Below are 26652 nucleotides of genomic sequence, written 5' to 3' on the forward strand. Positions count from 1 at the left end.
TCGCGCACGCGAAGGCGCACGGGCGGAGGAAGTCGTCCGGCCCCGCCGGGTCAGGACCAGGGCGAGAGGAAGCCGAGCCCCAGACTGGACATCAGGTCGCCGATGAGCCCGGTCACCAGGTCGACAGCGCCCATGGACGCCTCGTCGGTGCGCCTGCGGAACTCGTCGGTGAGGTTCTCGATGACCTGCTCCGGCGGCTTCCAGGGCGCGAAGGACGGGGCCGTGCTGAACGCGATCAACAGCACGAACGCCGCGATCACCGTCAGGGACACCGCCGTGACCATCCCGGCCCGCGGACTCCTGATCACCCCGGTGAGCACCCGGGACACCGCGCGCCGCGGCTTGCCGCCGCCGGGCAGCACGAACAGGCCCGCGGTGAACGCGCCCGCCGCGTAGGCGGCGGCGCCGTTGGTGCTCATCCCCCCGCCGTACGCGAGCACGCCCCACACGCACATCCCGAACATCACCGACAGCGGCACGTGCACCGCGGTGCCGAGACCCGCCTTGATCAGCGCCCACGGCGTGCCGAGCACCGCCAGCACCGGGTCGGCCCCGCTGTTGCCGCGCACCTTGCGCCGCTCGGCGAGGTCGCCGAACAGGTGCTCGCCGACCCGCAGGCACAGCACCAGCACGATGGCCAGGGCGCTGACCAGCACCGGCATGATGAAGGCCGCCCCGACCAGGGTCGCCAGCAACAGCCCGCCCAGCACCGGGTGCGAGACCCGGTAGGGCGGGCGGCGCTCGCGCGGCGGGGCCGGCGGCTCGTAGGGCCGGGCCTCACCCGGCGGCGCGTACGGCGCCGGGTGCCCGGCGGGCTGCGGCGGCGGATATCCGGCCACCCGCTGGTCGGCGTAGGGCGCCGGCGGGACGTACGGCGGCACCTGGACCGGCGGCGGCGCGGGAGGCGGCCCGGCGGCTGCGGCCATCCGGCCGGTCTCCGCCGCGGAACGGTCCTTGCGCCCGCGCTGCGGCCGGGTGTACTCCACCGGCGGCAGCAGGTCGGCGTAGCCGTCCTCGTGCGACAGCGCCCGCGTGCCGTCCTTGCGACCGCCCATCACCTTGGTCTGCTCCCGGGGCGGGGCGGCCTCGTGGAAGGAGGTGACCGAAGGGTCGAGGGAACGTGCCATCTGCGCGAGCCCACGGGCCGTCGGGCGGGACCCGGGTTCCACCGCCAGCGCCGCCCGCAGCCAGCCGCGCAGCCAGGCGGGGGCCTCGTCGACCTGGGCGTTGCCGTTCATGATGTTGAAGCAGACCGACTCGAACGTGCCGGTGCCGAACGGCGGCTTGCCGGTCGCGCCGAAGAACACCGTGGAGGCCAGCGCGTGCACGTCGGCGGCCTGGGTGATCTCGGTGTCCTTGATGATCTCGGGCGCGAGGTAGCCGGGCGTGCCGACGAACATCCCGGTCTGCGTGAGGCGGGTCGCGTTGACCAGGTGCGCGATGCCGAAGTCGATGACCAGCGGCTCGCCGCCGACCAGGATCACGTTGGCCGGCTTGAGGTCGCGGTGGATCACGTCGGCCGCGTGGATCGCCACCAGCGCCGCGCACAGGCCGCGGGCCAGCCGGATCACCTCCGCCGCCGGCAGCGGCCCGTCGGCCAGGACCGTCTCCTCCAGCGTGCGCCCCGGCGCGAACCGGGTCACGATGAACGGCTGCGCCCCGGTCAGCTCGGCGTCGATCACGTCGGCCACGTGCGGGCTGCGCACCCGGCGCATGGTCTCGACCTCGCGCGTCAGCCGGTCGCGCGCCTTGAGGTCGGCCGCGACGTGCGGATGCAGGATCTTGACGGCCAGGTCGGTGCCCTCGTCGTCGATGCCGAGGTAGACGACCCCCATCCCGCCCTCGCCGATCTTCTTGATCAACCGATAGTGGCCGACCATGTCGGGCGTCTGCGTCTCCTGTGGATTCATCACTCCGGCCCTCCTGCCTTCTTTCGCAGGCTGTCGAGCTGTCCCGTAATTGGTTCCACTCCGATCGGCGCGAACTCCGCCTTGCCCGAGCCGGTCACTGTACCCACGACGAGCACCGCCATTACCAGCGCCAGGCCCGCCAGCACCGCCGTCGCCACGGTGGCCGCGGTCCGCTCGGGCAGCAGGGAGGCCAGCGTGCGGCGCAACTGGCGGCCCGGGCCTTCGACCCCGGGACCGGCGCAGACCGTCCATAGCGCGACCGCCGAGCCCCAGCTCAGCGCGTTGACCAGTTCCATGTTCGTGAGCAGCACGGTGAGCAGCAGCGTCACCGGCAGGCCCAGGATCAGCCCGTAGGGCACCAGCGCGAGCGTGATGCCCGCGGACTTGGCGAGCGCGGCCGGGCGGCCGAACACCCGCACGACGTCTGCCGCCGCCGACGCCGCCGGGCGGTCGCCGAAGGACGGCTGCGCGATGTCGGCGGCGCGCAGCACGACGGCCAGCGGGATCACGATCAGCGCCACGACGACCGGGGCCAGGACCGCCACCGCGGCCACGATGGCCAGCAGCAGGATCGCGGCCACGGCGTGCATCTTGTTCTGTGGCGCCTGCTCCTGCTGCGGCGCCTGCTGCCGGTCGTGGCCCTGCGCGGGCCGCTGCGGCTGGGCCGGCTGGGCTGGCTGGTGGCCGGGCGCGGGGTAGCCCTGCTGTGGGTACGGCGGGGCGTACTGCTGCTGCCCGCCGTACGCCGGGGTGACCGCGCTCTGGCCGTACCCCTGCTGACCCGGCTGACCCTGCTGACCCGATTGCCCCTGCTGGCCCGGCCGGCCGTACTGGCCGGGCTGCTGGTAGCCGGGGGGCGGGTAGTTCCTGACGTATTCCTGGATGTCGTTGGGGCGGACCCGCTGGGTGGGGATGTCGCCGTCCGGGGTCTGCGGCGGGGGCGGAACCGGACGGCCCGGCGGCGCGGCCGGGCGCGCGGCGGCGTCGGCCTGGGTGGCGACGTCCCAGCCCTGGACCGGGCCGCCGCCCGTGGGCAGGGCCGAGCCGTCGGCCTGCGTCGGGGTGTCCCACGACGCGCGGTCCTGGATCCCGGCGCCCTCGCGCATCTTGCGTAGTTCCTCCGGCGGCACCCGCCGGGTGGGGAACGGGTCGCCCAGCTCGGGCTGCGGTGATTCGTCCAGCAGTGACACGTAGTCGCGGTCGCGCGGCGGCTGCGGGTCGGCCAGGCGGCCGGGCCGCGCCCCCACCGGCGGGGTGGGGAAGTCGCCCTCCCCGGCGTGGCCCGGACCGGCGTACGAGCCGGAGGCGGGACCAGGACCGGAAGCGGAGCCGAGGCCGGAAGCGGAACCGGAGCCGACCGCTGGACCAGGACCGGAAGCGGAGCCGAGGCCGGAAGCGGAACCGGAGCCGACCACTGGACCAGGACCGGAAGCGGAGCCGAGGCCGGAAGCGGAACCGGAGCCGACCACTGGACCAGGACCGGAAGCGGAGCCGGGGCCTGAAGCGGGGCGGGGGCGTGCGGCGGGCCCCGCGGCCGGGTTGCGCCCGCTGACGTCGGGGACCGTGGTGATCTCGTCGGGCATCCGCGGCCGGCCGCCGGCCTTCGGCATCAGCCGCCCGATCTGGGCGGCGATCTCGGCGGCGCTCGGCCGCCTGGCCGGATCGCGCTGCAACGCGGCCCGCAGCACCGGCTGGAGCACCGGCGGGGCCGCGCCGATGTTGGCCTTGCCCGCGGTGATGTTGTAGAAGATCATTTCCAGCGTGCCCTTGCCGAAGGGCGGCTGGCCGCTGCAGGCGAACAGCATCGTGCCCGCCCACGCGTGGATGTCGACCTCCGGCCCGGCCTCGTGCCCCTCGATGATCTCCGGGGCGAGGTAGCCGGGGGTGCCGATGAACATGCCGGTCTGGGTCAGCCGGGTGGCGTCCACCGCCTGGGCGATGCCGAAGTCGATGAGCACCGGCTCGCCGTCGAGGATCAGCACGTTGCCCGGTTTGAGGTCGCGGTGGATGACCCCCACCGAATGGACCGCGGCCAGCGCGGAGGCCACGCCGCGGGCGACCTTCAGCACCGCGCCGACGTCGAGCGGCCCCTCCTCCTTGACCAGGTCGTCGAGCGCCTGGCCGGGGACGTACCGGGTGACGATGTAAGGACGGTGACCGGTCACGTCGGCGTCGAGGACCTCGGCGATGTGCTCGCTGCGGACCCGGCGCATGGTCTCGACCTCACGGGCGAGCCGCCGCCTGGCCACGTCGTCGCCGGTGACCTCCGCGCGCAACACCTTGACCGCGACCTCACGGCCCTGCCGATCGACGGCCAGGTGGACAACGCCCATGCCGCCTTCACCGAGCCGCCTGAGCAGCCGGTAAGGTCCTAGTCGGTCGTCCTGATTCATGGCATGAAGCACCATACCGGCTCAAACACCGCCCCAGAGATGAACCGCGAGGCCACATTTCCTCGCTATTACAACGATCGGGCAGGTCCCAACGGTTTCCCAATCGAGGGTATTAGACAAGCTCGCTTCGACGTCAGTTCGCGAGCGCGAGCACCTCCGCGGTTTTCAGTCCGGCGAGCACCGCCCCGGGGATCGCCACCTTGGATCGCCGCAGGCCACTCCCGATCACCACGTCCGGGTGCGCCGCCACGGCCTCGTCCACGAGCACCGGCCAGTCGTCGGGCAGCCCGAGCGGGGTGATGCCGCCGTATTCCATGCCGGTCAGCCGCACCGCGTCGGCCTGGGGCGCGAACGACGCCTTGCGGGCCTCCAGATGACGCCGTACCACGCCGTTGACGTCGGCCCGCATCGTGGCGAGCACCAGGCACGCCGCGTACCGCACCTCTCCGCCGCGCCTGGCCGCCACGATCACGCAGTTGGCCGACTCGTCCATGCCGACGCCGTAGCGCTCACAGAAGGCGGCGGTGTCGGCCACCTCGGGATCGATCTCGGCCACCCGCACCCGATCGCCCAGCCCGGCCGCGACGGCCGCCACCGGCCCGGCCAGCCACTCCGGCCGCTCGGCCGCCGATGCCCACGAGAGGTTCCCCGGACCCATATCGCGAGATCATCCCCTTCCGGCCAAGGGAAACGCGCCGCTCCCTGCGCGGCCCCCCGGCTCGATCCATGCCCCCAACACCCGCCGGGCCCACGCCATCGTCGGCGTGCGGCCAAGCACTTGCCAAGACTCTACGCTCTGTCCCCGGCCCGCGAGCACGCGTTCGCCGCACAGGCCCCCTCACACGGGAGCGGACAGCACCCGGCGGTGCAGATCGGTGACGACCGCGCGGGCCGACTCCATCGCCCCTGCCTGCCAGGCGACCAGATGGGTGAGCCAGTCTCCGGCGAAGTAGACCCGGCCCGCCGGGCGGCGCAGCAGCTCCAGCCCCTCGGAGTGCTCCGGCCAGCGCATCCAGCCGCCGCCGATGTGCGGCCGGCGGTCCCAGTCGATGGAGACGGCCGACACCAGCTCGGAGCGGTACTTCTCGCCGTGGATCTTCTTGCCCTGGGTGAGCGCGCGGCGCAGCCGGTCGCGGTGGGACAGCCCGCCGTACGTCCGGGCGTGCTCGTCGGCGGCGTAGTAGCCGACGACCAGTCCCCGGGCGGCGTGGTAACCGTACGAGGGATACCAGATATGCGTGATATCCAGATCGGTTTCGGTTATCCCCCCATATATACGGTCGTCCTGTTCCCACCAGCGCCTGCCGTACTCCAGCCCGATCTTGCCCGCGGAGACCGGGCGCGGGGTCGCCAGCGCGGAGACGACCACGGCCCCCAGGTTGCCCGGGATCTTGGCGAGGACGTGCGGCGGGAGGGCGGCGACGCAGTAGTCGGCGCGTTCGGTCCCGGCGCGGTGGGCGACCTCGACGCCGTCCGGCAGGTTCGTGATCTTCGTGACGGCCGTGCCGGTCCTGATCCGGCCGGCCCCGATCTCGCGGGCCAGCGCGGTGACGATCGCGTCCATCCCGCCGACCGGCTGGAACATGGGCGCGGCCTGGTCGTACCCGAAGTCCATGGTCACCGCCCGGCCAACGCCCGCGGCCAGCACCTCGGCCAGGCCGCCGGGCGGGGCGAGCGGGGCGCCCGGGCCGAGGCCGGGGTCGGTCGCGTAGCCGCGCCGCGGCGACCCCGTGTAGGACAGCTCGCCGCCGATGTCGCCGAACCGGCGCAGGAACGCCATCAGGCGTTCCCGGTCCTCGCCGGTCAGGCGGCGGTCCAGCGCGCCCGCGTGGGTGGCCTTGGCCAGGAGTTCGGAGATGTAGCCGTACAGGTCGGCGCGGGCCGTCCGCGCCCGGACGGGGGCGGGCATGCCGTGGTTGTAGACGTAGGCGGAGGCGTTGTTGTTGACGAACGTCTCGATCGGCACGCCCAGCTCGCGGCAGTAGTCGAGGGTGACCATCCACTGCGCGATCCGGGCCGCGCCCGCGTTGAAGTAGACCCCCTCACCGAACTCCACGGTCTGCGCCGCGCCCGAGGTCTCGGTCAGCCGGTCGCCGCCGCGCAGGGTCAGGTTGCGCCCGCCGATCCGGTCGCCCGCCTCCAGGACCGTGCAGTCGTACCCCGCCTTGCCCAGCTCGTAGGCGCAGGTCAGCCCGGCGACCCCGGCCCCGAGCACGAGCACCTTGGCCGCCGCGCGCCCGGTCAGCCGGAAGTCGGACGGCCGCGGCGGCGCGTACTGCGCCCGCTGCTCCTGCGGGGCCAGCCCGAGGGCCCCCATCGCGGCGAACATCGCGCCCGCGCCGCCCGCCGCGCCCACGCCGACCAGCAGGGCCCGCCTGGTCAGCCGATCAGTTCCGGCCATGGTCAGCCGAAGATCCCGCGCAGCGCCATGACCTCACGTCCCTTGCCCCCACATCTCCACGTGGCGTGCCTCGCTGTGTGTCATGAAGCCGACCTCGCCGGCCATGAAGTCCGCCACCTGCTTGCGCCAGGGGTCCGGTAGCTCCTCGATGGCGGGACGGTAGCAACGCTCCAGCCATCCGGTGGACTCTTCGGTCGCGCCCAGGTATCCGGCGGCCTTGGCGAACGGGGTGCCCTCGATGCCGGGCACCCGGGCGCAGCCGTACTCGATCATCTCCTGCCCGCCGTACGGGGGCGGCTGCTGCCACTTGGCGGCCACCGGGCGGGAGGCGGTGATCGTGGTGCGCAGCGGGCGGCGTTCGATGGCGGCCTGGATCAATTCCTTGTAAAGGCACTTGCCGCACACCCCGCACGGCCCGCCGTCGTCGCCGCGCAGGCACCACCTGACCTGCTCGCGCAGCGGCGAGCCGAGGGCGAGGCGCATGGTGACGGCCTCGCTCACGCCGCCGACGGGCAGCACCATGGGCAGGCCCGCGGCGGCGAACACGCGGCCCCAGCGCCCGCCGGGCGACCACATCGGATTGTGCGGGGTGTACCGGTGCAGGTAGCGCCCGCCGCCCAGCCAGCGCGAGCCCATCTCGTAGCCGAACGCGATGCCGCCGAGGTCGAGTTCGTCGGCCATCAGGATCGCGCCCGCGGCCACCGCATGGTGCTCGGGGTAGCCGGGGCGCGGTTCGGCGAGGGTGAACTCCAGGTCGGACTGGACGATCGTCAGCTCCCTGCCGGTGCGGGCGGCCAGCTTGGCGAGCACGTCTGCGCGGTAGTGGGTCCAGCGGTTGGGCACCCGCTGGTGTGGTACGCGCTGGAAGTGGACCAGCGGCGCGTCCGGCAGCATCGCGGCCACGGCCACGGAGTCCGCGCCGCCGCTGTAGGAGATCGCCAGCCTGGAGCCGGTGCGCGGCGTCGCGCCGACCGGCCCGGCCTCGATCCCGAAGCCCTGCTCGATCGCGGCGGCCAGGCCGCGCGACACGGGCCGGTCGAAGGTGATCCGCCGGGTCGTCCAGGGGGCCACGACGGTCCACGCGGCCAGCGCGGACAGGTCCGGGTGTACGTCGGGCAGCGGCCGGGGCAGCCGCACCCGGCAGGAGCTGGTCGCCATCCGTACCGCCTGGCCGTCGGTCACCGTGCCGGTGATGCCGTCCTCGGCGTCGAGCCTGAACCCCAGATGCCACACGCCCCCGTCCGTGGTCCAGGCCGCCCTCACCGGATGCCGTCCCTGGCGGCTTCCCTGCCGGCGTCCCCAGCGGCGGCGCTCTCCACGCGGTCCACGGCCTGCCAGAGCAGGACCTCGTTCTGCAGGATCCGGTCCATCGCCGAGGCGGTCTCCACGGCGAGCCGATGCGCGTCGTCCCAGCGGGCCATGCGGGCCTGGTCCGGGGCGGCCTCCGCCGCGGGGGCGATCTTGGCCACCCGGGCGTTCAGCCGCTCGACCTCTGCGCGAAGTTCGGCGAGTTCTCGCGCGACGACCTTGATCTCCCATAGGGAGTCTCGAATGTCGTTTTTGTGGTCAACTCGCCTGACATAGTGGGCATCCAACCAGGAACGTGCCGAACGCCGGATCCACCCGGGAACCGGCACCCGCCTTACCAACCGGACCATGAACGGTCACGATAGCGCCTAATCCCGCCCTTCCTTTACCAAGTGTCAAGAGTGTTATCACTCTGGATAAAGTACGTATAGGTCGATGGCCGTGAGGGCGCGCTCGGCAATGTTTGAAAGAAATCTTCCGGCATTGGTCATGTGCGAAGAAAAGCGTTGACAGCGGGATCAAGGGGCAGCACGCTGGTGATCGACGTGACCTCCACCCCCCCAGCACCCCAGCCGAGGAGCACCCTTGCGACTCCGCTCAGCCCGCCCCCGGCGGCGCGGCGCCGCCGCGCTGGCCGCCGTGGCCCTCGCCGCGCTCACCATCAGCCCCGTTCCGCCCGCCGCCGCCTCCGCCGGGGACCGCCAGCGCGCCTACGCGGACGCCGCGCGGACCCACAAGGTGCCGCAGAGCGTCCTGCTGGGCGTCTCCTTCCTGGAGTCGCGGTGGGACGCCAACCGCGGGCTGCCGAGCACGTCGGCCGGCTTCGGGCCGATGCACCTCACCGACGCGGCGGCGCTGCCCCCGGCCGTCCATCACCACTCGTCCGCCACCGAGGACCCGCGCGGTGACGACGCCCGCCGTGCGAAGGTCCCCTCGGGCGGGTCCGCGCCGCCGCCCGCGGGCGACTCGCTGCGCACGCTGGAGCGCGCCGCCGAGCTGACCGGCCTGCCGCGCGACGCGCTGCGCGCCGACCCCGCCGCCAACATCATGGGCGGCGCCGCCCTGCTCGCCGACCACCAGCGGCGGCTCGGCGCGCCGCTCAGCGACGACCCCGCCCAGTGGTACGGCGCGGTCGCGCGCTACTCCGGAGCCGCCGACGAGGGCGCGGCCAGAGCGTTCGCCGACGAGGTCTACACCGTGATCCGGCAGGGCGCGGCGCGGACCACCGACGACGGCCACGCCGTACGCCTCACGCCCCTGCCCGGCCTGAGCCCGCTGCGCGACCGGCTGGACCGGCTCGGCCTGCGCGAGCCGCGCCCCGGCGAGGTGGAGTGCCCCCGGACGATCTCCTGCGAGTGGATCCCGGCCCCCTACCAGGAGCTTCCCGGCGGTGACCACGGCAACCACGACAAGGCCCGGCGGCCGGTGGACCAGAAGGTCGAGTACATCGTGATCCACGACACCGAGGAGTACTACGGCCGCACCCTCGATCTCGTCCAGAACCCCGAGTACGTGAGCTGGCACTACACGCTGCGCTCCCAGGACGGCCACATCGCCCAGCACGTCCGGACCAAGGACGTCGGCTGGCACGCCGGCAACTGGTACGTCAACGCCAAGTCCATCGGCCTGGAGCACGAGGGCTTCCTGGCCCAGGGCGGGGCCTGGTACACCGAGGCCATGTACCGCACCTCCGCCAAGCTGGTGCGCCACCTCGCCAAGCTGCACCGAATCCCCCTGGACCGCGCCCACATCCTCGGCCACGACAACGTGCCGGGGACCGTGCCCGGCACCGTGCAGGGCATGCACGAGGACCCCGGCCCCTACTGGGACTGGGCCCACTACTTCGACCTGCTCGGCGCGCCGCTGCGCCAGACCGGCGGCCCGCGCGCCGAATCGGTCATGATCCGTCCCGACTACGAGGGAAACCGCCCCTACTTCTACGGCTGCCTCCCGTCCGACCCGGCCGCCGCCTGCCCGCCGCACGGCTCGGCCGCCATCTGGCTGCGCACCGAACCGCGCCCGGACGCCCCGCTGGTCAAGGACATCGGCAAACATCCGACCGGCGACTCCACCCACAGCGTCTACGACCACAGCGCCCGCGCGTCCACCGGGCAGCGCTACGCGGTGGCCGGACGCCAGGGCGACTGGACGGCGATCTGGTACCTCGGCCAGAAGGCGTGGTTCCACGACCCGGCGCGCGCCCGCGTCGCGATCCCCTCGCGCGGCCTCATCGTCACCCCGAAGCCGGGGCGCGCCACCATTCCCGTGTACGGCAGGGCCTTCCCCGAGCCGGAGGCGTACCCGCCGGGGGTGCCGCCGCAGGAGATCGTGCCCTTGCAGTACACGTTCGCGGCCGGGCAGAAGTACACGCTGGGGCGGGTGGCCGGCGGCGAGTACTTCCGCGCGGTGACCTTCGACCCCGAACAACACGTGGTGGTGCGCGGGAAGATGAAGTACTACCAGATCCAGTTCGGGCACCGGGTGATGTTCGTCAACGCCGACGACGTGACCCTCAGCATCGGCTGACCCCGCCACCACCGGTGGTCCCGGAGGCCGGTACGTCGAAGTGAAGCGGAGCGGGCAGGGGCCGTCCGGTTCCTCCGATGACGCCGCATGACTACCGCGTCAGCGCGCGACAGTGATCACCTTGCGTACCAGCGTCGCGTCGTCGACGGCGGCCAGCATGGCGACCGCCAGGTCGGCCCGCCTGATGAACCGCGCGCCCCCTCGGCACCCTCATCACCGTCCAGTCCACGCCGCCCGTCGCAGGTCATCGGTACGGCCGGGGCCGGGGGCCGGGGCCTCACCGGCTCGTGAGGCGCCGGCCCCCGGGGTTTCGGTGGAAAGCGGTGCACGTGACGGAGGTCGCGGGATCAGTCGGCCGTCTCGGCCAGGGCGGGGGCCGCGGTCCGGAGCGGGACGTCCTTGAGGAAACAGGCGGCGGCCAAGGCGATCACGGAAAGGGCCGTGGTGCCGAGCACGATGGTGTGCAGGCCGCTGGTGACGGCCGCGCGGAAGGCGTCGCGGATCGGCAGGGACAGGGCTTGCAGCGCCTCCGGGGTCAGGCCGCCTTCGGCGGTCAGCCGACCGGCGTTCCCGGGGCCGAGCCGGTCGGTCAGCGTGCCGCCGAGGGAGAAGGCGAACATCGCCCCCAGCGCCGCGATCCCCAGGGAACCGCCGATGGTGCGCATCAGGGTGACGGTTCCGCTGGCCGCGCCCATGTCGCGCGGGTCGGCGCTGTTCATCGTGATGAGGATGCTGCTCTGGATCAGCAGGCCCAGACCGAGCCCGATGAGCACGGTCAAGGCGGAGGCGGTGATCGTGCCGGTGCCCACGTCGAGCAGCAGCAGAAGCAGGGAGCCGGCGGCCGTCATTACGCTGCCCACGATCGGATAGGACCGGTACCGGCCGGTAAGGCTGATCAGCCGACCGGCCGTCAGCTGGGTGGCGAGCATGCCGAACATCAGCGGCAGCAACAACATCCCGCTGGCGATCGGCGAAGCCCCTTGAACGAACTGCATGTACTGCGGCAGGTAGTTCGTGACGGTGAAGACGACCGAGCCGAAGATGAACGCGAGAATCTGCGAGAGGGTGAAGTTCCGGTCGCCGAACAGCCGGGGCGGGATGATCGGCTCGGCGGCGCGCCGCTCGGCGTACACGAACCAGGCCGGGCCCGCGACGGCGACGACTCCCAGGATGACGACCTGCGGAGAGGGCCAGGGGTAGGTGCCGCCGGCCACCAGGGTCAACGCCACGATGGAGGCGGTCAGCAGGCCGGCACCGAGGTAGTCGACGCGGGCCTTGATCCGCTCTGTCCTGAGCTGGATGCCGGAGCTGATGATCAGCAGCGCGACGATGCCGACGGGGACGTTCACGTAGAAGGTCCAGCGCCAGCTGAGGTGTTCGGTGAGCAGCCCGCCGAGCAGCGGGCCGCCGATGAACGCCACCGGCATCACCGCGCCGGTGATCGACTGCAGCCGTCCGCTCTCACGGGGCGGCACCAGCACCCCGATGATCGACAACGCGCCGACCATCAGCCCGCCCGCGCCGAGCCCCTGAACCGCCCGGAACGCGATGAGCTGCCCCATGTCCGCCGCCAGCCCCGCCAGCACCGATCCGACCAGGAAGAGCGTGACCGCGGACATGAAGGCGCCCTTGCGGCCGTACAGATCGCCGAGCTTCCCCCAGATCGGCGTTGTCACGGCCGCGGCCAGCAGGTAGGCCGTGATCACCCATGGGAGCCGGTCGACCCCGCCCAGGTCGCCCACGATCGTGGGGAGCGCCGTACCCACGATCTGGGCGTCCAGCATGGCGAGGAACATGCCGAGCATCAGCCCGAACACGCCAAGGTAGATCGACCGCCCGCCCGCTGTCTCACTGTGGCTCATCAACGCTCCCGGGTGGATCGTTCCGCCGGGTGAACCGGCGGACGGCGAAGAACAGGACGATCAGCAGAACGACGAGGAGCAGCAGGATCATGCTGGCGGATCCCACGAACCCCGCGATCTTCTCGTAGGAGCCGCCGACGGTGTAACCGATCAGGACGAAGGCGGGCGCCCACACCAGCCCGCCCGCCGCAGCCCAGAGCAGGAAGGTCCGGTAGGGCATGCGGGTCATCCCCGCGGCGACGGGCATGATCGCGCGTAGCAGTCCGACGAGCCGCCCGAGCAGGATGGCTCGTCCGCCCATGCCGGCCAGCTTGGCGTCGACCTTGCTCCAGCGGGCCTCGCCGATGCGCCGCCCGATCGTTCCGGTCCGCAGTCCCGAGCCGAACCGCCGGCCCACCTCGTAGCCCAGCAGATAGCCGCCGACGGCTGCGGTGGCCGTGATGATCAGCATCATGGTCAGGTTCACCTGACCATGGAAGGACAGGAATCCCGCCAGCAGCAGGACCAGTTCACCGGGGAGGAACAGGCCGAACAACACGGACTCCGCTGTTGTCAGCACCCCCACGATCGCATAGAGCCATGCCGGACTCACCACGGTCAGGGTGTCGATCAGCCAGCGATCCACCGGGATCCTTCCGTTGTCCGGCGGGCTCCCGGAGGCGAGGCCGTCATGAGTCGTCCAAGGAGATCGCACCCGACGGGCATCGCATCGCGGCTTGGGTGACGTTGCCGCGCTGGCCGGCAGGAGGTCGATCGGTGAGCAACTCGGCGAAGCCGGTGTCCTCACTTTGATCGAACACCGACGGGGCGATGAGCACACAGACCCCGCTCCCGATACAGGTGTGCGTGTTGACTTCGATGCGCATGAGTTGACCCCCTGTGCGGCGAATCGAATTCGGCTACCAGGTGACCGGGAAGGTCTGCAGCCCGTGCGCGATGGAGCTGGGCCGGAACCGAATCTCCTCCAGCGGTACGGCCGGCCGGAGCTTGGGGAAGCGCCGCAGCAGGGCCGGGAAGGCGATCCGCATCTCCATCCGGGCCAGTGGCGCGCCGAGACAGTGGTGGATGCCGTGGCCGAGGGCGACGTGGGAGACGGGCTTGCGGCGGATGTCGAAGACGTCGGGGTCGTCGAGGAGGCTCTCGTCGCGGTTCGCGAGGGGGAGCGAGCAGACGACGGCGTCGTCCTTCCTGATGAGCTGGTCGCCGATCGTCACGTCGCGCGTCGCGGTCCGGACGGCGGGGGTGTTCACCGCGGAGAGGTAGCGCATGAGCTCCTCCACCGCCTGATCGGTGTATTCGGGATCATCCCTGACCAGGGCCGCCTGGTCGGGGTGCAGGAGCAGCAGCAGAGCGCCCATCCCGAGCATGCTGGCGGTGGTCTCGTGGCCGGCGAACAGCACCAGCGCGCACAGCCCCGCCAGTTCCTCGTCGGACACGGTGTCGCCGTGCTCACGCACGATCATGCCGAGCAGGTCGTCGCCGGGGTCGAGCCGCTGCTTCGCCACCAGGGTCCCCATGTAGGCGCTCGACTCGACGCCGTACGCGAGCCGGCGTTCCACGCTGATCCGGAAGTCGGTCTGGGCGCTGCTGCGGCGCTGGAAGTCGTCGCGGTCCTCGTAGGGGACGCCGAGCAGCTCGCAGATCACCAGCGAGGGCACCGGCAGCGCGAACTCCTGCACCAGGTCGACCGGCCCACCGCTCTTCTCCATGGCGTCGAGTCGTTCGTTCACGATCCACTCGACCCGAGGCCGCAGCGCGCGCATGCGCTTGACGGTGAACTCGGGGGTCAGCAGGCGGCGCAGGCGCGTGTGCCCGGGCGGGTCCATGTCGATGATCGACCCCGGGTTCTTCGCCGCCAGCCGAGCGGCCGTCTCCTTCTCCATCGTCGCGTTCAGGAACGCGGCCTGGGCCCCGCCGGCGCTGCTGAACGTAGCGGCGTCGCTGAGCACTCGGCGGACATCGTCATAGCGGGTGATGAGCCAGGCCGGCATGGGAGTCGGCCCGACTGTGAGCTCGAACCGGCTGATCGGGGCCTCGATCCGAAGCCGAGTCAGCACGTCGCTCGGGGAGAAGCCGTCTCGTTGCACGTGAAGTGACATTGCTGGGTGACCCTTCTGCGGCGATCTGGGTACGCGAACAATAACCAAGAGTCAACTCTCAGTTAGCCAAGCCGAGCCTAGCACAATTGGGAGCTGACTCTCACTCCGGTATCATTCGACGCGTGACCGCCCAAGCTCCGCGCCGGCTCCGCGCCGATGCCGCCCGTAATGTCGAACGAATCGTCGCCGCGGCTCGCGAGGTGTTCACCGAGAAGGGAGCCGAGGGGCAACTCGACGACATCGCCAGACGGGCGGGCGTGGCGCCGGCGACTCTGTATCGTCACTTCGCGGGCAAGGAGGACTTGATCCTGGCGATCCTGCGGCGGCGCTTCACCGAGGACCTCGAACCCGCGATCCGCCGGGCGGAGGCCGATCCCGACCCCTGGTCGGCGCTGGTGACCCTGCTGGAGACCGCGCTGGCGATCACGGCCGAGGAACGGCCCATCTTCTCGGTCGCCCGCAACGCGACCGCCTTCTTCGCGATCACGCAGGAGTACTTCGCGTTTCTTTGGGTCACCCTGCGGCGAGCCCAGGACGCCGGCGTCGTACGCGCCGACCTCACGGCGGACGACCTGCCGAGACTGTTCACCATGATCATCGGTGTCCAGCGGCTGGGCAGCGACTTCGGCGAGGCGATCATCGGCGCACAGCCCGAACCCGCACCCCGCGACGGCTGGCGCCGCTACCTCAGCCTGCTCCTCGACTCCCTCCGCCCGGCCGCCGCCACCTCTCTTCCTCCACTCCACACGCCCCCGCCCGGCTCACCCGCCACAGAATGACCACCCCTCCCGCAGCGTCCAGGACCCCGAGCGTCAGCGAGGCGCTTTGCACACGCGGAGCGCGGAGCGCGGAGCGCGGGAGCGGCGAAGGGCCCTGGTAGCCGGTGCTCGAACGGCGAGCGGCCACGACACCCGCGAAACCCGGGCACAAGACCGCGACAGGCCACGGCGAACGGCGAGCAGGAGGCCCCGCCGTACCACCAAGGACCGGCAGCACCCCCAGCAGCGGTTCACGCCTTCCCGAAACGGCGGATCAGCGGGGCCGGCGGCCCGAGGAGGGCGAGCAGGAGGCCCCGCCGTACCACTAAGGACCGGCAGCACCCCCAGCAGCGGTTCACGCCTTCCCGAAACGGCGGATCAGCGGGGGCGGCGGCCTGAGGAGAGGGAGCTTTGGCGGTTGGCCGCGTCGAGGGCGGTGACGTGGTAGGTGGCGCCCCGCACCTTTGCCGGATCCGTCCAGGTCGCGGACTTCGCGCCCGGGACGACCGCCACCAGGTCGCGTCCCGTGCGCAGGTCGGGGGTGCCCGAGGTGACCCGGTAGATCGCGAACAGGCGCGGCGTCTCGCCCCCCGTCGTGTGGAAGCGCAGCTCGGTGCCCGCCGAGGTGCGCCGGGCGTGGGTGAGGACCGGGCGGCGTGGCGGACGGCCGGAGGCGAGGCGGGGCAGGAGGGGCGGTAGCACCGGGGCCGGGTAGTGGTCGGCGACGACCTTGGTGATCGAGCCGATCCGGTCGGCGCGCACGTCGGCCGCGTTGTACCAGACGTCGCCGCCGATCGCCGGAAGCCCCCGGTTGAGCGTGAGGTGCGCGGACAGCTCGCCCGGCTCGAACCACGGCGCGGGCTGCCCGGTCGCCGCGACCTTGTAGGCGGCCTGGCCGATCCACAACTGCACCCCGGTGCCGGTCGCCACGTCGGCCCACCAGGGCGCGAGCTTGGCGTAGTCGGCGGCGGCGAACCCGATGTTCCAGTAGATCTGCGGCGCGATGTAGTCGAGCCGGCCCTTCTTCACCCAGCCCCGGGTGTCGGCGTGCAGGTTGTCGTAGGACTGGCTGCCGTTGGTGTCGGAGCCGAGCGGGTCGGTACCCTTGTTGCGCCAGATGCCGGAAGGGCTGATCCCCCAGGCGACCTCCGGTTTGGCCGCCCGCACCCGCTGCTGCATCTCGCGCACCAGCAGGTCGACGTTGTCGCGCCGCCAGGCGGCGAGGTCGGGGAACCCCGCGCCGTACTTGGCGAAGGCCGCGCTGTCGTCGAAGGCCGGGGTGTTGACCGGGTAGAAGTAGTCGTCGAAGTGGAGGCCGTCGAGGTCGTAGCGGGTGACCGCGTCCATCATGGCGTCTTGCACGAAGGCGCGGACCTCGGGCAGGCCCGGGTTGTAGTAGAGCCGCCCGCCGTAGGCGACGATCCACTCGGGGTGCCGCCTGCCGGGGTGGTCGGGGTGCAGCTTGGCCGGGTCGCCCTGCATCGACACCCGGTAGGGGTTGAACCACCCGTGGAACGCGAGCCCGCGCTTGTGCGCCTCGGCCACCGCGAAGCCGAGCGGGTCATAGCCGGGATCTTTGCCCTGCGTGCCGGTGAGGTATTCGGACCACGGCTCGTGGGGCGACGGCCAGAACGCGTCGGCGGCCGGCCTGATCTGGACGAACACCGAGTTGAGCCGGCGCGCCACCGCCAGGTCGAGCCAGGCCCGGAACTCGGCGCGCTGCTGGTCGGGGCTCAGGCCGGGCTTGGAGGGCCAGTTGATGTTGAGCACGGACGCGATCCACATGCCGCGCATCTGCCGCAGCGGCGCCGCGGTGGGCGCGATCATCGGCACGGCCGCCTCCGAAGGCAGGGCGAACAACGACGCGAGTGGCCCCGCCGCAGCGGAGGCCGCGAGGCCGCGCAGCAGGACTCGGCGATCCATGGCCATGGCCTGGCTCCTTGGGGGATCGAACAGGGGTCAAAGGAAAAGGGGCTCTAGCGGAAGATGACAGAAATTTCCCAAGGAATCAATGCACTGAAGAAAACCGTCAACACTCACTCTTCGTATCGGCAAGCTTACCATAAGCCACCGCAAAGCGCCTCAGGGCTTGCTGCGGCCCGAACGCAGGAAGTCGCCGATCGCCGTACGGGTGGCCTGGAGCGCCCGCTGCGAGGAGTCGAAGGTGCGCTGCGCCACCCCGACGAACACACAGTCCACCACCAGCAACTGGCTGATCCGGCTGGCCAGCGCGCCCGGCCGGAAGGCGGTCTCCCGCCCCGCCGAGATCAGCACATGGTCGGCGACCTGGGCGATCGAGCTGCGCGGATTGTTGGTGATCGCCACCGTGGCCGCCCCCGCGTCGCGCGCGTTGCGCAGCGGGCCGAGGACGTCGGGCGTCTCCCCCGAGGTGCTGATGCCGACCGCCACGTCGCCCGCGCGCAGCAGTACCGAACTGGTCAGCGCCAGATGCGCGTCGGTGAACGCGTTGCTCGTCATGCCGATGCGCAGCAGCTTCTGCGCCATGTCGGTGGCGACCAGGCCGGACGCGCCCACGCCGTAGACATCGACGCGGCGGGCCGCGGCGACGGCCTCTACGACGAGGCCGAGGCGTTCGGCGGTGAGCTGGGCGACGGTGTCCTCGATGGCCTCGGACTCCGCGCGGGAGACCTTGACGATCACCTCCGACAGCGGATCGTCGGGCGCGAGGTCGCCGGGCACCAGCCGTTCGGCCGGCCGGGCCGCGGAGGCCGCCGCAAGGGCCAGCCTGAGCTGGGGATATCCGGCGAAGCCGAGGACGCGGGCGGTCCGCACGATCGTGGCCTCGCTGGTGCCGGAGGCCGCGCTCAACTCGGTGATGGTGCTGCGCGCGACCATGCCCGGGTCGTCGAGGATCAGCCGCGCGACCGTCTGGGCCGCCGGGGTCAGCGACGGCAGCACCCCCCGTACCGTGGCGACCAGCGTCTCGACCGGAGGCCCCTCACCGGGCCGGGTGGTTTCGTCGTCCATGGCCGCCCTCTGGTGTGCCGGAAGTGTGCCGGTTACCTGATCAACACCGTGTGAGAGGGCAGCCTACCGCCCGCGCCCGGCTACCGGAGCGTGCCGTTCGTCATGCCCGCCGGCGCCTCCGGCACCGCGACCAGCCCCAGCTCCGCCGGTGAGTCCATCAGCGGATGCGCGGGCACCACGCGGATGGTGTAGCCGAAGGCGCCGGTGCGGTCCAGCGGGATGGCCCCGGTGAAGTGCGCCCTGCCGTCGTCGTTCACCGAGTCGATCGCGAAGTCGGCGAAGTCGGGGCCGACGAGCTCGTCGTGCAGGCCGACCCTGCCGTACGCGGCCTGGACGCGGACGTCTCCCGGTTCGAGTTCGCCGAGCGCGATGGTGGCCCGCAGCTCCAGCGTGGCGCCGACCTCAGGCGTGTCGCCCAGCCCGGCGGCCTCCACATGCTCGACCCGGACCCCCGGCCACGCCTGGGTCACCCGCAGTTTCCAGGCGGCGAAGCCCTTGGCGGCGGCGTGGTCGTCGGCGGCGAGGGCCCGCGCCGAAGCGGCGGCGGGGGCATAGAGGTCGATCACGTAGTCGCGGAGCATCCGCCCGGCCAGCACCTTGGGGCCGAGCGAGGCCAGCGTGTGCTTGACCATCTCCAGCCACCGCCGGGGCAGTCCGTCGGCGGCCCGGTCGTAGAAGCGGTCGGCGACCTCGTGCTCGATCAGGTCGTAGAGACCGGCGGCCTCCAGTTCGTCGCGGCGGTCGGGGTCGGCGACGCCGTCGGCGGTGGGGATGGCCCAGCCGTTGGTGCCGTCGTACCACTCGTCCCACCAGCCGTCCCGGATGGACAGGTTGAGCCCGCCGTTCAGGGCGGCCTTCATGCCGCTGGTCCCGCACGCCTCCAGCGGGCGCAGCGGGTTGTTCATCCACACGTCGCAGCCCTGGACCAGGAGCCGCCCGAGGTTCATGTCGTAGTCGGGCAGGAAGACGATGCGGTGCCGGACGTCTTCGGCGTCGGCGAATTTCACGATCTGCTGGATCAGCTTCTTGCCGCCCTCGTCGGCCGGGTGCGCCTTGCCGGCGATCACGATCTGCACCGGACGTTCGGGATGCAGCAGCAGTTCGCGCAGCCGCGCGGGGTCCTTCAGCATCAGCGTCAGCCGCTTGTAGGAGGGCACCCGGCGGGCGAAGCCGATGGTCAGGACGTCGGGGTCGAGGGCGTCGTCGATCCAGCCCAGTTCGGCGACCGAGGCTCCCCGGTCCACCCAGGAGGCGCGCAGCCGCCGCCGGGCCGCGTGTACGAGCCGGGCCCGCAGAGTGCCCCTGATCTCCCAGATGTCCTTGTCGGTGATCTTCTGGACGCTGTTCCAGCCCTGGTCGCTGTCGATCAGGGAGGGGAGTTCGCGGCCGGCCAGCTCCATCAGCTCCCGGCCGACCCAGGTGGGGGCGTGCACGCCGTTCGTGATCGAACCGACCGGTACGTCATCGAGGTCGAAACCCGGCCAAAGGCCCTGGAACATCTCCCTGCTGACCTCGCCGTGCAGCCGCGACACGCCGTTGACCCGCTGGGCCAGCCGCATGCCCATGACCGCCATGTTGAACATCCCGCGCCCCGGCTCGTGCTCCTGCCCCGCCGGGGCGGGCTCGGCACCGAGGGCAAGGATGCGCTCCACCGAGACGGTGGGCCAGGCGTTGTCCCCGCCGAACTGCCGGGCGATCATGTCGGCCGGGAACCGGTCGATCCCGGCCGGCACCGGCGTGTGGGTGGTGAAGACCGTGCCGGCGCGGACCGCCTCAAGGGCCTCGTCGAAGGACAGGCGGCTCTCGGTCAGCTCGCGGATGCGCTCCAGGCCGAGGAACCCGGCGTGTCCCTCGTTGGTGTGGAAGACCTCGGGCTCGGCGTGTCCGGTGATGCGGCAGTACTGGCGGATGGCCCGCACGCCGCCGACGCCGAGCAGCAGTTCCTGCATGAGGCGGTGGTCGGTGCCGCCGCCGTAGAGGCGGTCGGTGATGTCGCGGGCGGCGTTGTCGTTCTCGGCCACGTCGGAGTCGAGCAGCAGCAGCGGGACGCGCCCGACCTGGGCCACCCAGATCTGCGCGTGCATGGTGCGGTCCTGCGGAAGGCCGATGCGGACGCGCGCGGGCACGCCGTCGGCGTCCTTGAGCAGGGTGAGCGGGAGCCCGCCCGGGTCCAGGCTCGGATAGTGCTCCAGTTGCCAGCCTTCGGGGGACAAGGTCTGGCTGAAATAGCCATGCCGATAGAGCAGCCCGACGGCGAGAATGGGGACACCGAGGTCACTCGCGGTCTTGAGGTGGTCGCCGGCCAGGATGCCGAGTCCGCCCGAATACTGCGGGAGCGCCGCGGCTATGCCGTACTCCGGGGAGAAGTACGCGATGGCAGAGGGGGCACCGGGGATGGTCTGGTACCAGCGCGGTGCCGTCATGTACTCCCGCAGGTCGTCTGCGGCATCGGCGAGCCGGCGCAGGAAGCGCCGGTCGCCGGTGAGCTGCTGGAGCCGCTCGGCCTCGACCGCGCCGAGCAGCGCGACCGGGTCGCCCCCGACGCGCTCCCAGGTGTCGGGGTCCACGTCGGCGAAGAGGTCCAGCGTCTCCGGGTGCCACGACCAGCGAAGGTTGTGGACCAGCTCGCCGAGCGCGGCGAGCTCGCCGGGGAGGACGGTGCGTACGGTGAACCTGCGGATTGCTCTCACGCTGCCAGACCCTAGTTACTCTTCGGCGTACTGCGCGACCGAAACACCCGTGCTGGGCACATGCCTCTCAACCGTCTCCCCTTACTCAGCGGCAAAACATCTCAAAGCGGAATTCCTGCTCAGCGCCTTGTCGTACCGGGCCTCCCGGATCGTCCCCGGACCTGCCGTGCTGGGGCAACTCGCCCGAGAGGAAGACTTCATGACTCTTTCTCCGGGAGGCATGAAGCCGGGTGATTGGGGCACGTCCTTGGATGAACCACCGACTCTTCCCGGGCGCCACCAGGACAACAATGTCGCGGCGCATGCCGACGCATGCCCCGGTCATGACCAGAGAAAGATCCTTCCTTCCGGACAATCCCCGGCGGCACCGAGTGCGCCGTCGCTACCTTGAGACGCGATGATTGGACGAATCCCCATACTGGACATCCATCCGGTGGTCGACTGCGGCCGGCGGCCGGCCAAGGCCGCCGCGGGCGAGACCTTCGACCTGGCGGCGACGGTGTTCCGCGAGGGCCATGACGCGGTCGCGGCCGGAGTGGTGCTGACCGATCCCGCGGGAGCGCGCGGGCCGCTGCTGCCGATGCGGGAGCTGGCGCCCGGCACCGACCGCTGGGGTGTCCAGGTGACGCTGCCCGATGAGGGCCTTTGGCATTTCCGCGTCGAGGCGTGGGGCGATCCGATCGCCACCTGGCTGCACGACGCCGCCATCAAGATCCCCCGGGGTCTCGACGTGGACCTGATGTGCGAGGAGGGCGCGCGGCTGTTCGAGCGGGCGGCCAAGGCCGTACGTCCGGCCGACTGCCACGGCGCGAACACGCCCGCGGCCAGGGCCGAGCCGGTCGCCGTCGGCGCCGGTCGCGGCGGTGCGGGCCTCGGTACGCCCGGCTCCGGCGAGCGCGACGCCGAGCACGCCTGCGGCCACCGCGCCGCGCTCCAGGAGATCGCGGCCCGGCTGCGGGATGAGAATCTCGACCCGAGGGCGCGGCTCTCGGTGGCGCAACTTCCGCAGACCGCCGCGCTGCTCGCCGCCCATCCGCTGCGCGACCTGGTGACCGTGTCGGACGAGCACGAGATCCTGGTGCACCGGCGCAGGGCGCTGTTCGGTTCGTGGTACGAGTTCTTCCCGCGCTCCGAGGGCGCGATCGTGGACGACGCCACCGCCCCCAAGTCCGGAAATTTCCGTACGGCGAGCAAGCGACTCCCCGCCATCGCCGCCATGGGCTTCGACGTCGTCTACCTGCCCCCCGTCCACCCCATCGGGCTCGCCCACCGCAAGGGCCGGAACAACACCCTGCACCCCGAGCCCTACGACCCGGGATCGCCCTGGGCCATCGGCTCCGAGCGCGGCGGCCACGACGCGATCCACCCCGACCTGGGGGATTTCGCGGATTTCGATGCCTTCGTCCAACGCACCCGCGAGCTGGGCATGGAGGTCGCGATCGACCTGGCCCTCCAGTGCTCCCCCGACCACCCGTGGGTCAAGGAGCACCCGGAGTGGTTCAACGTCCGGGCGGACGGCACGATCGCCTACGCGGAGAACCCGCCGAAGAAGTACCAGGACATCTACCCGCTCAACTTCGACAACGACCCGGAGGGGATCTACCTCGAGGTCAGACGGGTGATGCGGCTGTGGATGGACCACGGCGTGCGGATCTTCCGGGTGGACAACCCGCACACCAAGCCGGTGAGCTTCTGGGAGCGGCTGCTGGCCGACGTCCACGCCACCGATCCCGACGTGCTGTTCCTGTCGGAGGCGTTCACCCGCCCGGCGATGATGCAGACCCTCGCCAAGATCGGGTTCCACCAGTCCTACACCTACTTCACCTGGCGCAACTCGCGGGTGGAGGTGGAGGAATACCTCACCGAGCTGTCCAAGGAGACCTCGCACTTCTTGCGGCCGAATCTGTTCGTCAACACGCCGGACATCTTGCACGAGTACCTTCAGCACGGCGGCGTGCCCGCGTTCAAGATCCGGGCGGTGCTGGCGGCGCTGATGGGGCCAACGTGGGGTGTGTACGCCGGGTATGAACTTGCGGAGAATGTTCCGGTTCGCCCCGGTAGTGAGGAGTACCTGGATAGCGAGAAATATCAATACAAACCACGCGATTGGGTGAATGCCGAGCGTGAAGGCCGTAGTCTCGCTCCGTTCATCACGCAGCTGAATTTGTTCAGAAGAGCCCATCCGGCCCTGCAAGAATTGCGTAACCTACGGTTTCACAACGTCGATCAGTCAGACATCGTCTGCTTCTCCAAGCGGTTGCCCGCGGAGCGGCAGGGCGGCGCCTACGACGCGTCCGGCGCGCGCCGGCACGGCATGGGCGATGTCGTGCTGGCGGTCGTCAACCTGGATCCGCACAACACCCGCGAGGCGACCGTGTTCCTGGATCTGCCCGCCCTCGGTCTAGACCCGCAGGCCGAGTTCGTCGTGGACGACGAGCTGTCCGGCGAGTCCTACCGCTGGCGTCAGGCCAATTACGTCCGTCTCGATCCGCAGATCCAGCCGGCCCACATCTTCACGGTGCGAGCGGCACCGGCCGCCGTCAGGTAGGTCAGGTGCAGCGAGCGTAGGCAACAGCCCGCCCCGCCGGCCGCCCCCGGCCGCGGAACCGCGAGCGATCGAGACAAGCGGGGAGTCACCACGGTGAGCTCGACACCTCAGCCCGTTCCCAACACGTTCACCCACGAGAAGCCGAACGACCCTTACTGGTACAAGCGGGCGGTCTTCTACGAGGTGCTCATCAGAGGGTTCGCCGATTCCAACGGCGACGGCACCGGAGACATCCGCGGGCTCACCGCGAAGCTCGACTATCTCCAGTGGCTAGGCGTGGACTGCCTCTGGCTGCTTCCCCTGTACGAGTCTCCGCTACGCGACGGCGGGTACGATATTTCGGACTATATGAAGATCCTTCCGGACTTCGGGGACCTCGGGGACTTCATCAAGCTCGTCGACGAGGCCCACAAAAGGGGCATGCGGGTCATCGCCGACCTCGTCATGAACCACACCAGCGACCAGCACCCGTGGTTCCAGGCGTCCCGGCACGACCCCACCGGACCGTTCGGCGACTTCTACGTCTGGTCCGACACCGACGACCGCTACCCCGACGCCCGGATCATCTTCGTGGACACCGAGACGTCCAACTGGACCTACGATCCGGTCCGCGGCCAGTACTTCTGGCACCGGTTCTTCTCCCACCAGCCGGACCTCAATTTCGAAAACCCCGACGTCCAGGACGCCATGCTGGAGGTGCTGCGGTTCTGGCTGGACCTCGGCATCGACGGGTTCCGGCTGGACGCCGTCCCGTACCTGTTCGAGTCGGACGGCACCAACTGCGAGAACCTCCCCGCCACGCACGCCTACCTCAAGCGCATCCGCACCGAGGTCGACCGCCTCTACCCCGACCGGGTGCTCCTGGCCGAGGCCAACCAGTGGCCGAGCGACGTGGTGGAGTACTTCGGCGATCCGGTGACCGGCGGCGATGAGTGCCATATGGCGTTCCACTTCCCGCTGATGCCGCGCATCTTCATGGCGGTGCGCCGCGAGTCGCGGTACCCGATCTCCGAGATCCTGGCGCAGACCCCCAAGATCCCAGAGAACTGCCACTGGGGGATCTTCCTCCGCAACCACGACGAGCTGACCCTCGAAATGGTCACGGACGAAGAACGCGACTACATGTACTCCGAGTACGCCAAAGACCCGCGCATGCGGGCCAACGTCGGCATCCGCCGCCGGCTGGCCCCCCTGCTGGAGAACGACCGCGACCAGATCGAGCTGTTCACCGCCCTGCTGCTCTCGCTGCCCGGCTCGCCCGTGCTCTACTACGGCGACGAGATCGGCATGGGCGACAACATCTGGCTCGGCGACCGCGACGGAGTCCGCACCCCCATGCAGTGGACCCCCGACCGCAACGCGGGCTTTTCCGACTGCGACCCCGGCCGGCTGTATCTGCCGGTCATCATGGACCCGATCTACGGGTTCCAGGCGATCAACGTCGAGGCCCAGCAGAAGAATCCCGGCTCGCTGCTGCACTGGACCAAGCGGATGATCGAGATTCGCAAGCGCCACCCGGTTTTCGGGCTCGGCGCGTTCACCGAACTCAACTCCTCCAATCCCAGCGTGCTCGCCTTCGTCCGGGAACTGGGCGACGACCGGGTGCTCTGTGTGAACAACCTGTCGAGATTCCCGCAGCCGGTCGAACTCGACCTGCGGAGGTTCGAGCGGTCGGTCCCGGTGGAGTGCATGGGAGGGGTTCCGTTCCCGGCAATCGGCGAGCTTCCGTATCTTTTGACGCTTCCTGGGCATGGGTTCTACTGGTTCACCCTCCCGCCCGTCTCATCGGACAAGAACCCATCCCGCTCCTGCGAGGAAGGACCTGCGACGGCGACGTGACGAACACCTTCGAGGAACTGCTCTCCGGCTGGATCGCCCGGCAACGGTGGTTCGCCGGGAAAGGGCGTGCCATCGAAGAAGTCACCGTCGAATCCGAGGTCGAGGTGGCCCCTGGGATGAGCCACCTGATCGTCGCCGTCCGGCAGGGCGAGACCCGGGATCGCTACCAGATCCTGCTGGGGCGCTCGGCGGACATCCCGTCCCGCCTCAAACACGTACAGATCGGCCCCGACACCTACGACGCGGCCCACGACTCCGAGATCACCGGCGCGCTGCTGCGCGCCATGGCGGACGACGCCGACCTCGGTTCCGGCGAGTCGCGGCTGCGCTTCCGGCACATGACGGGCGTCGACATCGACGTCGGCGCGCGCAGCCTGGTGATCGGGGCCGAGCAGTCCAACACCTCGCTGGTGTTCGGCGACTCCTACATCTGCAAGCTGTTCCGCCGTCTCACGCCCGGCGTCAATCCCGAACTGGAGATCGTCACGGCGCTGGCCATGCGCGGTTCGGCGCACATCGCCACGCCGTACGGCTGGATCGAGACCGACCTGGACGGCGAGCCGACCACGCTGGCGATCATGCAGGAGTACCTGAGCGTCGCGAACGACGGCTGGGCTCTGGCCCTGACCAGCGTGCGCGACCTCTACGCGTCCCTGCCCGAGGTCGGCGCGGACGAGGTCGGCGGCGACTTCGCCGCCGAGGCGTACCGGCTCGGTACGGCCACCGCCCACGTCCACCGCGAGCTGGCCGCGGCCTTCCCCACGGGGGTGGTCGAACCTTCCGACGTGAAGCGGATGGCCGAAATGCTGCGGCGTCGCCTGGACAACGCCATCGCCGAGGTCCCCGCGCTCGGCGGGTGCGCCGGCGTCGCCCACGACGCCTACAACGACCTGGCCGACATCACCGGCCCGGTACCGGTCCAGCGGGTACACGGCGATTACCACCTCGGCCAGGTCATGCGCACCCCCACCGACTGGATCGTGCTCGACTTCGAGGGCGAACCGGGCCAGCCGCTGGCCGAACGGCGCGCGCTGTCCTCACCGCTGCGCGACGTCGCCGGGATGCTCCGCTCCTTCGACTACGCCGCCCGCCACATGCTCGCCGACCACCCCGACGCGGCCTCCCTGGAGGGCCGCGCCCAGGAATGGGCGGCCCGCAACCGCGCGTCCTTCCTGGCGGGCTACTCCGAGGGCGCCGGCCGCCACCTGGGCGCCCAGGAGGCCGCCCTGCTGCGTGCACTGGAGCTGGGCAAGGCGGTGTACGAGGTGGTGTACGAGGCCCGCAACCGCCCCACCTGGCTGCCGATCCCCCTGGCCGCCTTCTCCTGAGA

At 71.0% G+C, this 26652-nt stretch carries 18 protein-coding genes; 5 read left to right on the plus strand and 13 right to left on the minus strand.

The window, feature by feature from the left end:
• Nucleotides 1-50 precede the first annotated feature (50 nt).
• The 6 genes from ACH34R_RS14100 to ACH34R_RS14125 form a co-directional block, all read right to left on the minus strand.
• Nucleotides 51-1910 (minus strand): serine/threonine-protein kinase, encoded by a 1860-nt coding sequence (locus ACH34R_RS14100; protein ID WP_397561827.1) that lies wholly within the window; start codon nucleotides 1908-1910, stop codon nucleotides 51-53.
• Complete coding sequence (locus ACH34R_RS14105; protein ID WP_397561829.1) at nucleotides 1910-4318, minus strand: protein kinase; 2409 nt, start codon at nucleotides 4316-4318, stop codon at nucleotides 1910-1912. The genes ACH34R_RS14100 and ACH34R_RS14105 overlap by 1 nt, the downstream gene beginning before the upstream one ends.
• Before the next feature lie 118 nt (nucleotides 4319-4436).
• Entirely contained in the window at nucleotides 4437-4961 is a 525-nt protein-coding gene (locus ACH34R_RS14110; RefSeq protein WP_397561831.1) for a YbaK/EbsC family protein, read from the minus strand.
• A gap of 180 nt (nucleotides 4962-5141) precedes the next feature.
• Nucleotides 5142-6704: a flavin monoamine oxidase family protein gene (locus ACH34R_RS14115; RefSeq protein WP_397561832.1), complete on the minus strand. Its 1563-nt coding sequence runs from the start codon at nucleotides 6702-6704 to the stop codon at nucleotides 5142-5144.
• Between the two features lie 33 nt (nucleotides 6705-6737).
• Entirely contained in the window at nucleotides 6738-7967 is a 1230-nt protein-coding gene (locus ACH34R_RS14120) for a DUF6395 domain-containing protein (RefSeq protein ID WP_397561834.1), read from the minus strand.
• Nucleotides 7964-8362, minus strand: coding sequence for a hypothetical protein (locus tag ACH34R_RS14125; protein WP_397561836.1), 399 nt, complete (start codon nucleotides 8360-8362; stop codon nucleotides 7964-7966). The genes ACH34R_RS14120 and ACH34R_RS14125 overlap by 4 nt, the downstream gene beginning before the upstream one ends.
• Nucleotides 8363-8597: 235 nt before the next feature.
• Here ACH34R_RS14125 and ACH34R_RS14130 point away from each other — a divergent pair, with 235 nt between their 5' ends.
• Nucleotides 8598-10538 carry an N-acetylmuramoyl-L-alanine amidase gene (locus ACH34R_RS14130; protein WP_397561837.1) on the plus strand — a complete coding sequence of 647 codons (1941 nt, stop codon included), beginning with the start codon at nucleotides 8598-8600 and terminating at the stop codon, nucleotides 10536-10538.
• Nucleotides 10539-10885: 347 nt separating this feature from the next.
• Here the strand turns inward: ACH34R_RS14130 and ACH34R_RS14135 are convergent, their stop codons facing one another.
• The 4 genes from ACH34R_RS14135 to ACH34R_RS14150 are packed head-to-tail and all read right to left on the minus strand — an operon-like array spanning nucleotide 10886 to nucleotide 14391.
• Nucleotides 10886-12400, minus strand: coding sequence for an MDR family MFS transporter (locus ACH34R_RS14135; protein ID WP_397561838.1), 1515 nt, complete (start codon nucleotides 12398-12400; stop codon nucleotides 10886-10888).
• Nucleotides 12387-13025, minus strand: coding sequence for a DedA family protein (locus ACH34R_RS14140; protein ID WP_397561839.1), 639 nt, complete (start codon nucleotides 13023-13025; stop codon nucleotides 12387-12389). The genes ACH34R_RS14135 and ACH34R_RS14140 overlap by 14 nt, the downstream gene beginning before the upstream one ends.
• 43 nt (nucleotides 13026-13068) lie before the next feature.
• Nucleotides 13069-13266 (minus strand): ferredoxin, encoded by a 198-nt coding sequence (locus ACH34R_RS14145; protein WP_397561840.1) that lies wholly within the window; start codon nucleotides 13264-13266, stop codon nucleotides 13069-13071.
• A gap of 33 nt (nucleotides 13267-13299) precedes the next feature.
• A complete protein-coding gene (locus tag ACH34R_RS14150; RefSeq protein ID WP_397561841.1) occupies nucleotides 13300-14391 on the minus strand; it encodes a cytochrome P450 in 1092 nt (363 codons plus the stop codon).
• 230 nt (nucleotides 14392-14621) lie between these two features.
• Between ACH34R_RS14150 and ACH34R_RS14155 the strand changes: the two genes are divergently transcribed.
• Nucleotides 14622-15278, plus strand: coding sequence for a TetR/AcrR family transcriptional regulator (locus ACH34R_RS14155; protein ID WP_397561843.1), 657 nt, complete (start codon nucleotides 14622-14624; stop codon nucleotides 15276-15278).
• A gap of 357 nt (nucleotides 15279-15635) precedes the next feature.
• Here the strand turns inward: ACH34R_RS14155 and ACH34R_RS14160 are convergent, their stop codons facing one another.
• The 3 genes from ACH34R_RS14160 to glgP form a co-directional block, all read right to left on the minus strand.
• Nucleotides 15636-17186 (minus strand): glycoside hydrolase family 10 protein, encoded by a 1551-nt coding sequence (locus ACH34R_RS14160; protein ID WP_397561844.1) that lies wholly within the window; start codon nucleotides 17184-17186, stop codon nucleotides 15636-15638.
• Between the two features lie 153 nt (nucleotides 17187-17339).
• A complete protein-coding gene (locus tag ACH34R_RS14165; RefSeq protein WP_397561846.1) occupies nucleotides 17340-18245 on the minus strand; it encodes a MurR/RpiR family transcriptional regulator in 906 nt (301 codons plus the stop codon).
• A gap of 80 nt (nucleotides 18246-18325) precedes the next feature.
• Nucleotides 18326-20935 carry an alpha-glucan family phosphorylase gene (gene glgP / locus ACH34R_RS14170; protein WP_397561848.1) on the minus strand — a complete coding sequence of 870 codons (2610 nt, stop codon included), beginning with the start codon at nucleotides 20933-20935 and terminating at the stop codon, nucleotides 18326-18328.
• 397 nt (nucleotides 20936-21332) lie between these two features.
• Between glgP and ACH34R_RS14175 the strand changes: the two genes are divergently transcribed.
• The 3 genes from ACH34R_RS14175 (at nucleotide 21333) to ACH34R_RS14185 (ending at nucleotide 26650) form a co-directional block, all read left to right on the plus strand.
• Nucleotides 21333-23483, plus strand: coding sequence for an alpha-1,4-glucan--maltose-1-phosphate maltosyltransferase (locus ACH34R_RS14175; protein ID WP_397561849.1), 2151 nt, complete (start codon nucleotides 21333-21335; stop codon nucleotides 23481-23483).
• Nucleotides 23484-23576: 93 nt separating this feature from the next.
• Nucleotides 23577-25322, plus strand: a complete 1746-nt coding sequence (treS, locus tag ACH34R_RS14180) for a maltose alpha-D-glucosyltransferase (protein ID WP_397561850.1) — start codon at nucleotides 23577-23579, stop codon at nucleotides 25320-25322.
• Nucleotides 25319-26650 carry a phosphotransferase gene (locus tag ACH34R_RS14185; protein ID WP_397561851.1) on the plus strand — a complete coding sequence of 444 codons (1332 nt, stop codon included), beginning with the start codon at nucleotides 25319-25321 and terminating at the stop codon, nucleotides 26648-26650. Before treS ends, ACH34R_RS14185 begins: the two co-directional genes overlap by 4 nt.
• Nucleotides 26651-26652: the final 2 nt, after the last annotated feature.

The sequence above is a fragment of the Spongiactinospora sp. 9N601 genome, assembly GCF_044326295.1.
Taxonomy (GTDB): domain Bacteria; phylum Actinomycetota; class Actinomycetes; order Streptosporangiales; family Streptosporangiaceae; genus Spongiactinospora; species Spongiactinospora gelatinilytica.

Bases quoted from the DNA above. Each gene is read 5' to 3' on its own strand.
- ACH34R_RS14100 (WP_397561827.1), bottom strand. From the start codon at position 1,910: ATGAATCCACAGGAGACGCAGACGCCCGACATGGTCGGCCACTATCGG.
- ACH34R_RS14105 (WP_397561829.1), bottom strand. From the start codon at position 4,318: ATGGTGCTTCATGCCATGAATCAGGACGACCGACTAGGACCTTACCGG.
- ACH34R_RS14110 (WP_397561831.1), bottom strand. From the start codon at position 4,961: ATGGGTCCGGGGAACCTCTCGTGGGCATCGGCGGCCGAGCGGCCGGAG.
- ACH34R_RS14115 (WP_397561832.1), bottom strand. From the start codon at position 6,704: ATGGCCGGAACTGATCGGCTGACCAGGCGGGCCCTGCTGGTCGGCGTG.
- ACH34R_RS14125 (WP_397561836.1), bottom strand. From the start codon at position 8,362: ATGGTCCGGTTGGTAAGGCGGGTGCCGGTTCCCGGGTGGATCCGGCGT.
- ACH34R_RS14135 (WP_397561838.1), bottom strand. From the start codon at position 12,400: ATGAGCCACAGTGAGACAGCGGGCGGGCGGTCGATCTACCTTGGCGTG.
- ACH34R_RS14145 (WP_397561840.1), bottom strand. From the start codon at position 13,266: ATGCGCATCGAAGTCAACACGCACACCTGTATCGGGAGCGGGGTCTGT.
- ACH34R_RS14150 (WP_397561841.1), bottom strand. From the start codon at position 14,391: ATGCCGGCCTGGCTCATCACCCGCTATGACGATGTCCGCCGAGTGCTC.
- ACH34R_RS14160 (WP_397561844.1), bottom strand. From the start codon at position 17,186: ATGGCCATGGATCGCCGAGTCCTGCTGCGCGGCCTCGCGGCCTCCGCT.
- ACH34R_RS14165 (WP_397561846.1), bottom strand. From the start codon at position 18,245: ATGGACGACGAAACCACCCGGCCCGGTGAGGGGCCTCCGGTCGAGACG.
- ACH34R_RS14175 (WP_397561849.1), top strand. From the start codon at position 21,333: ATGATTGGACGAATCCCCATACTGGACATCCATCCGGTGGTCGACTGC.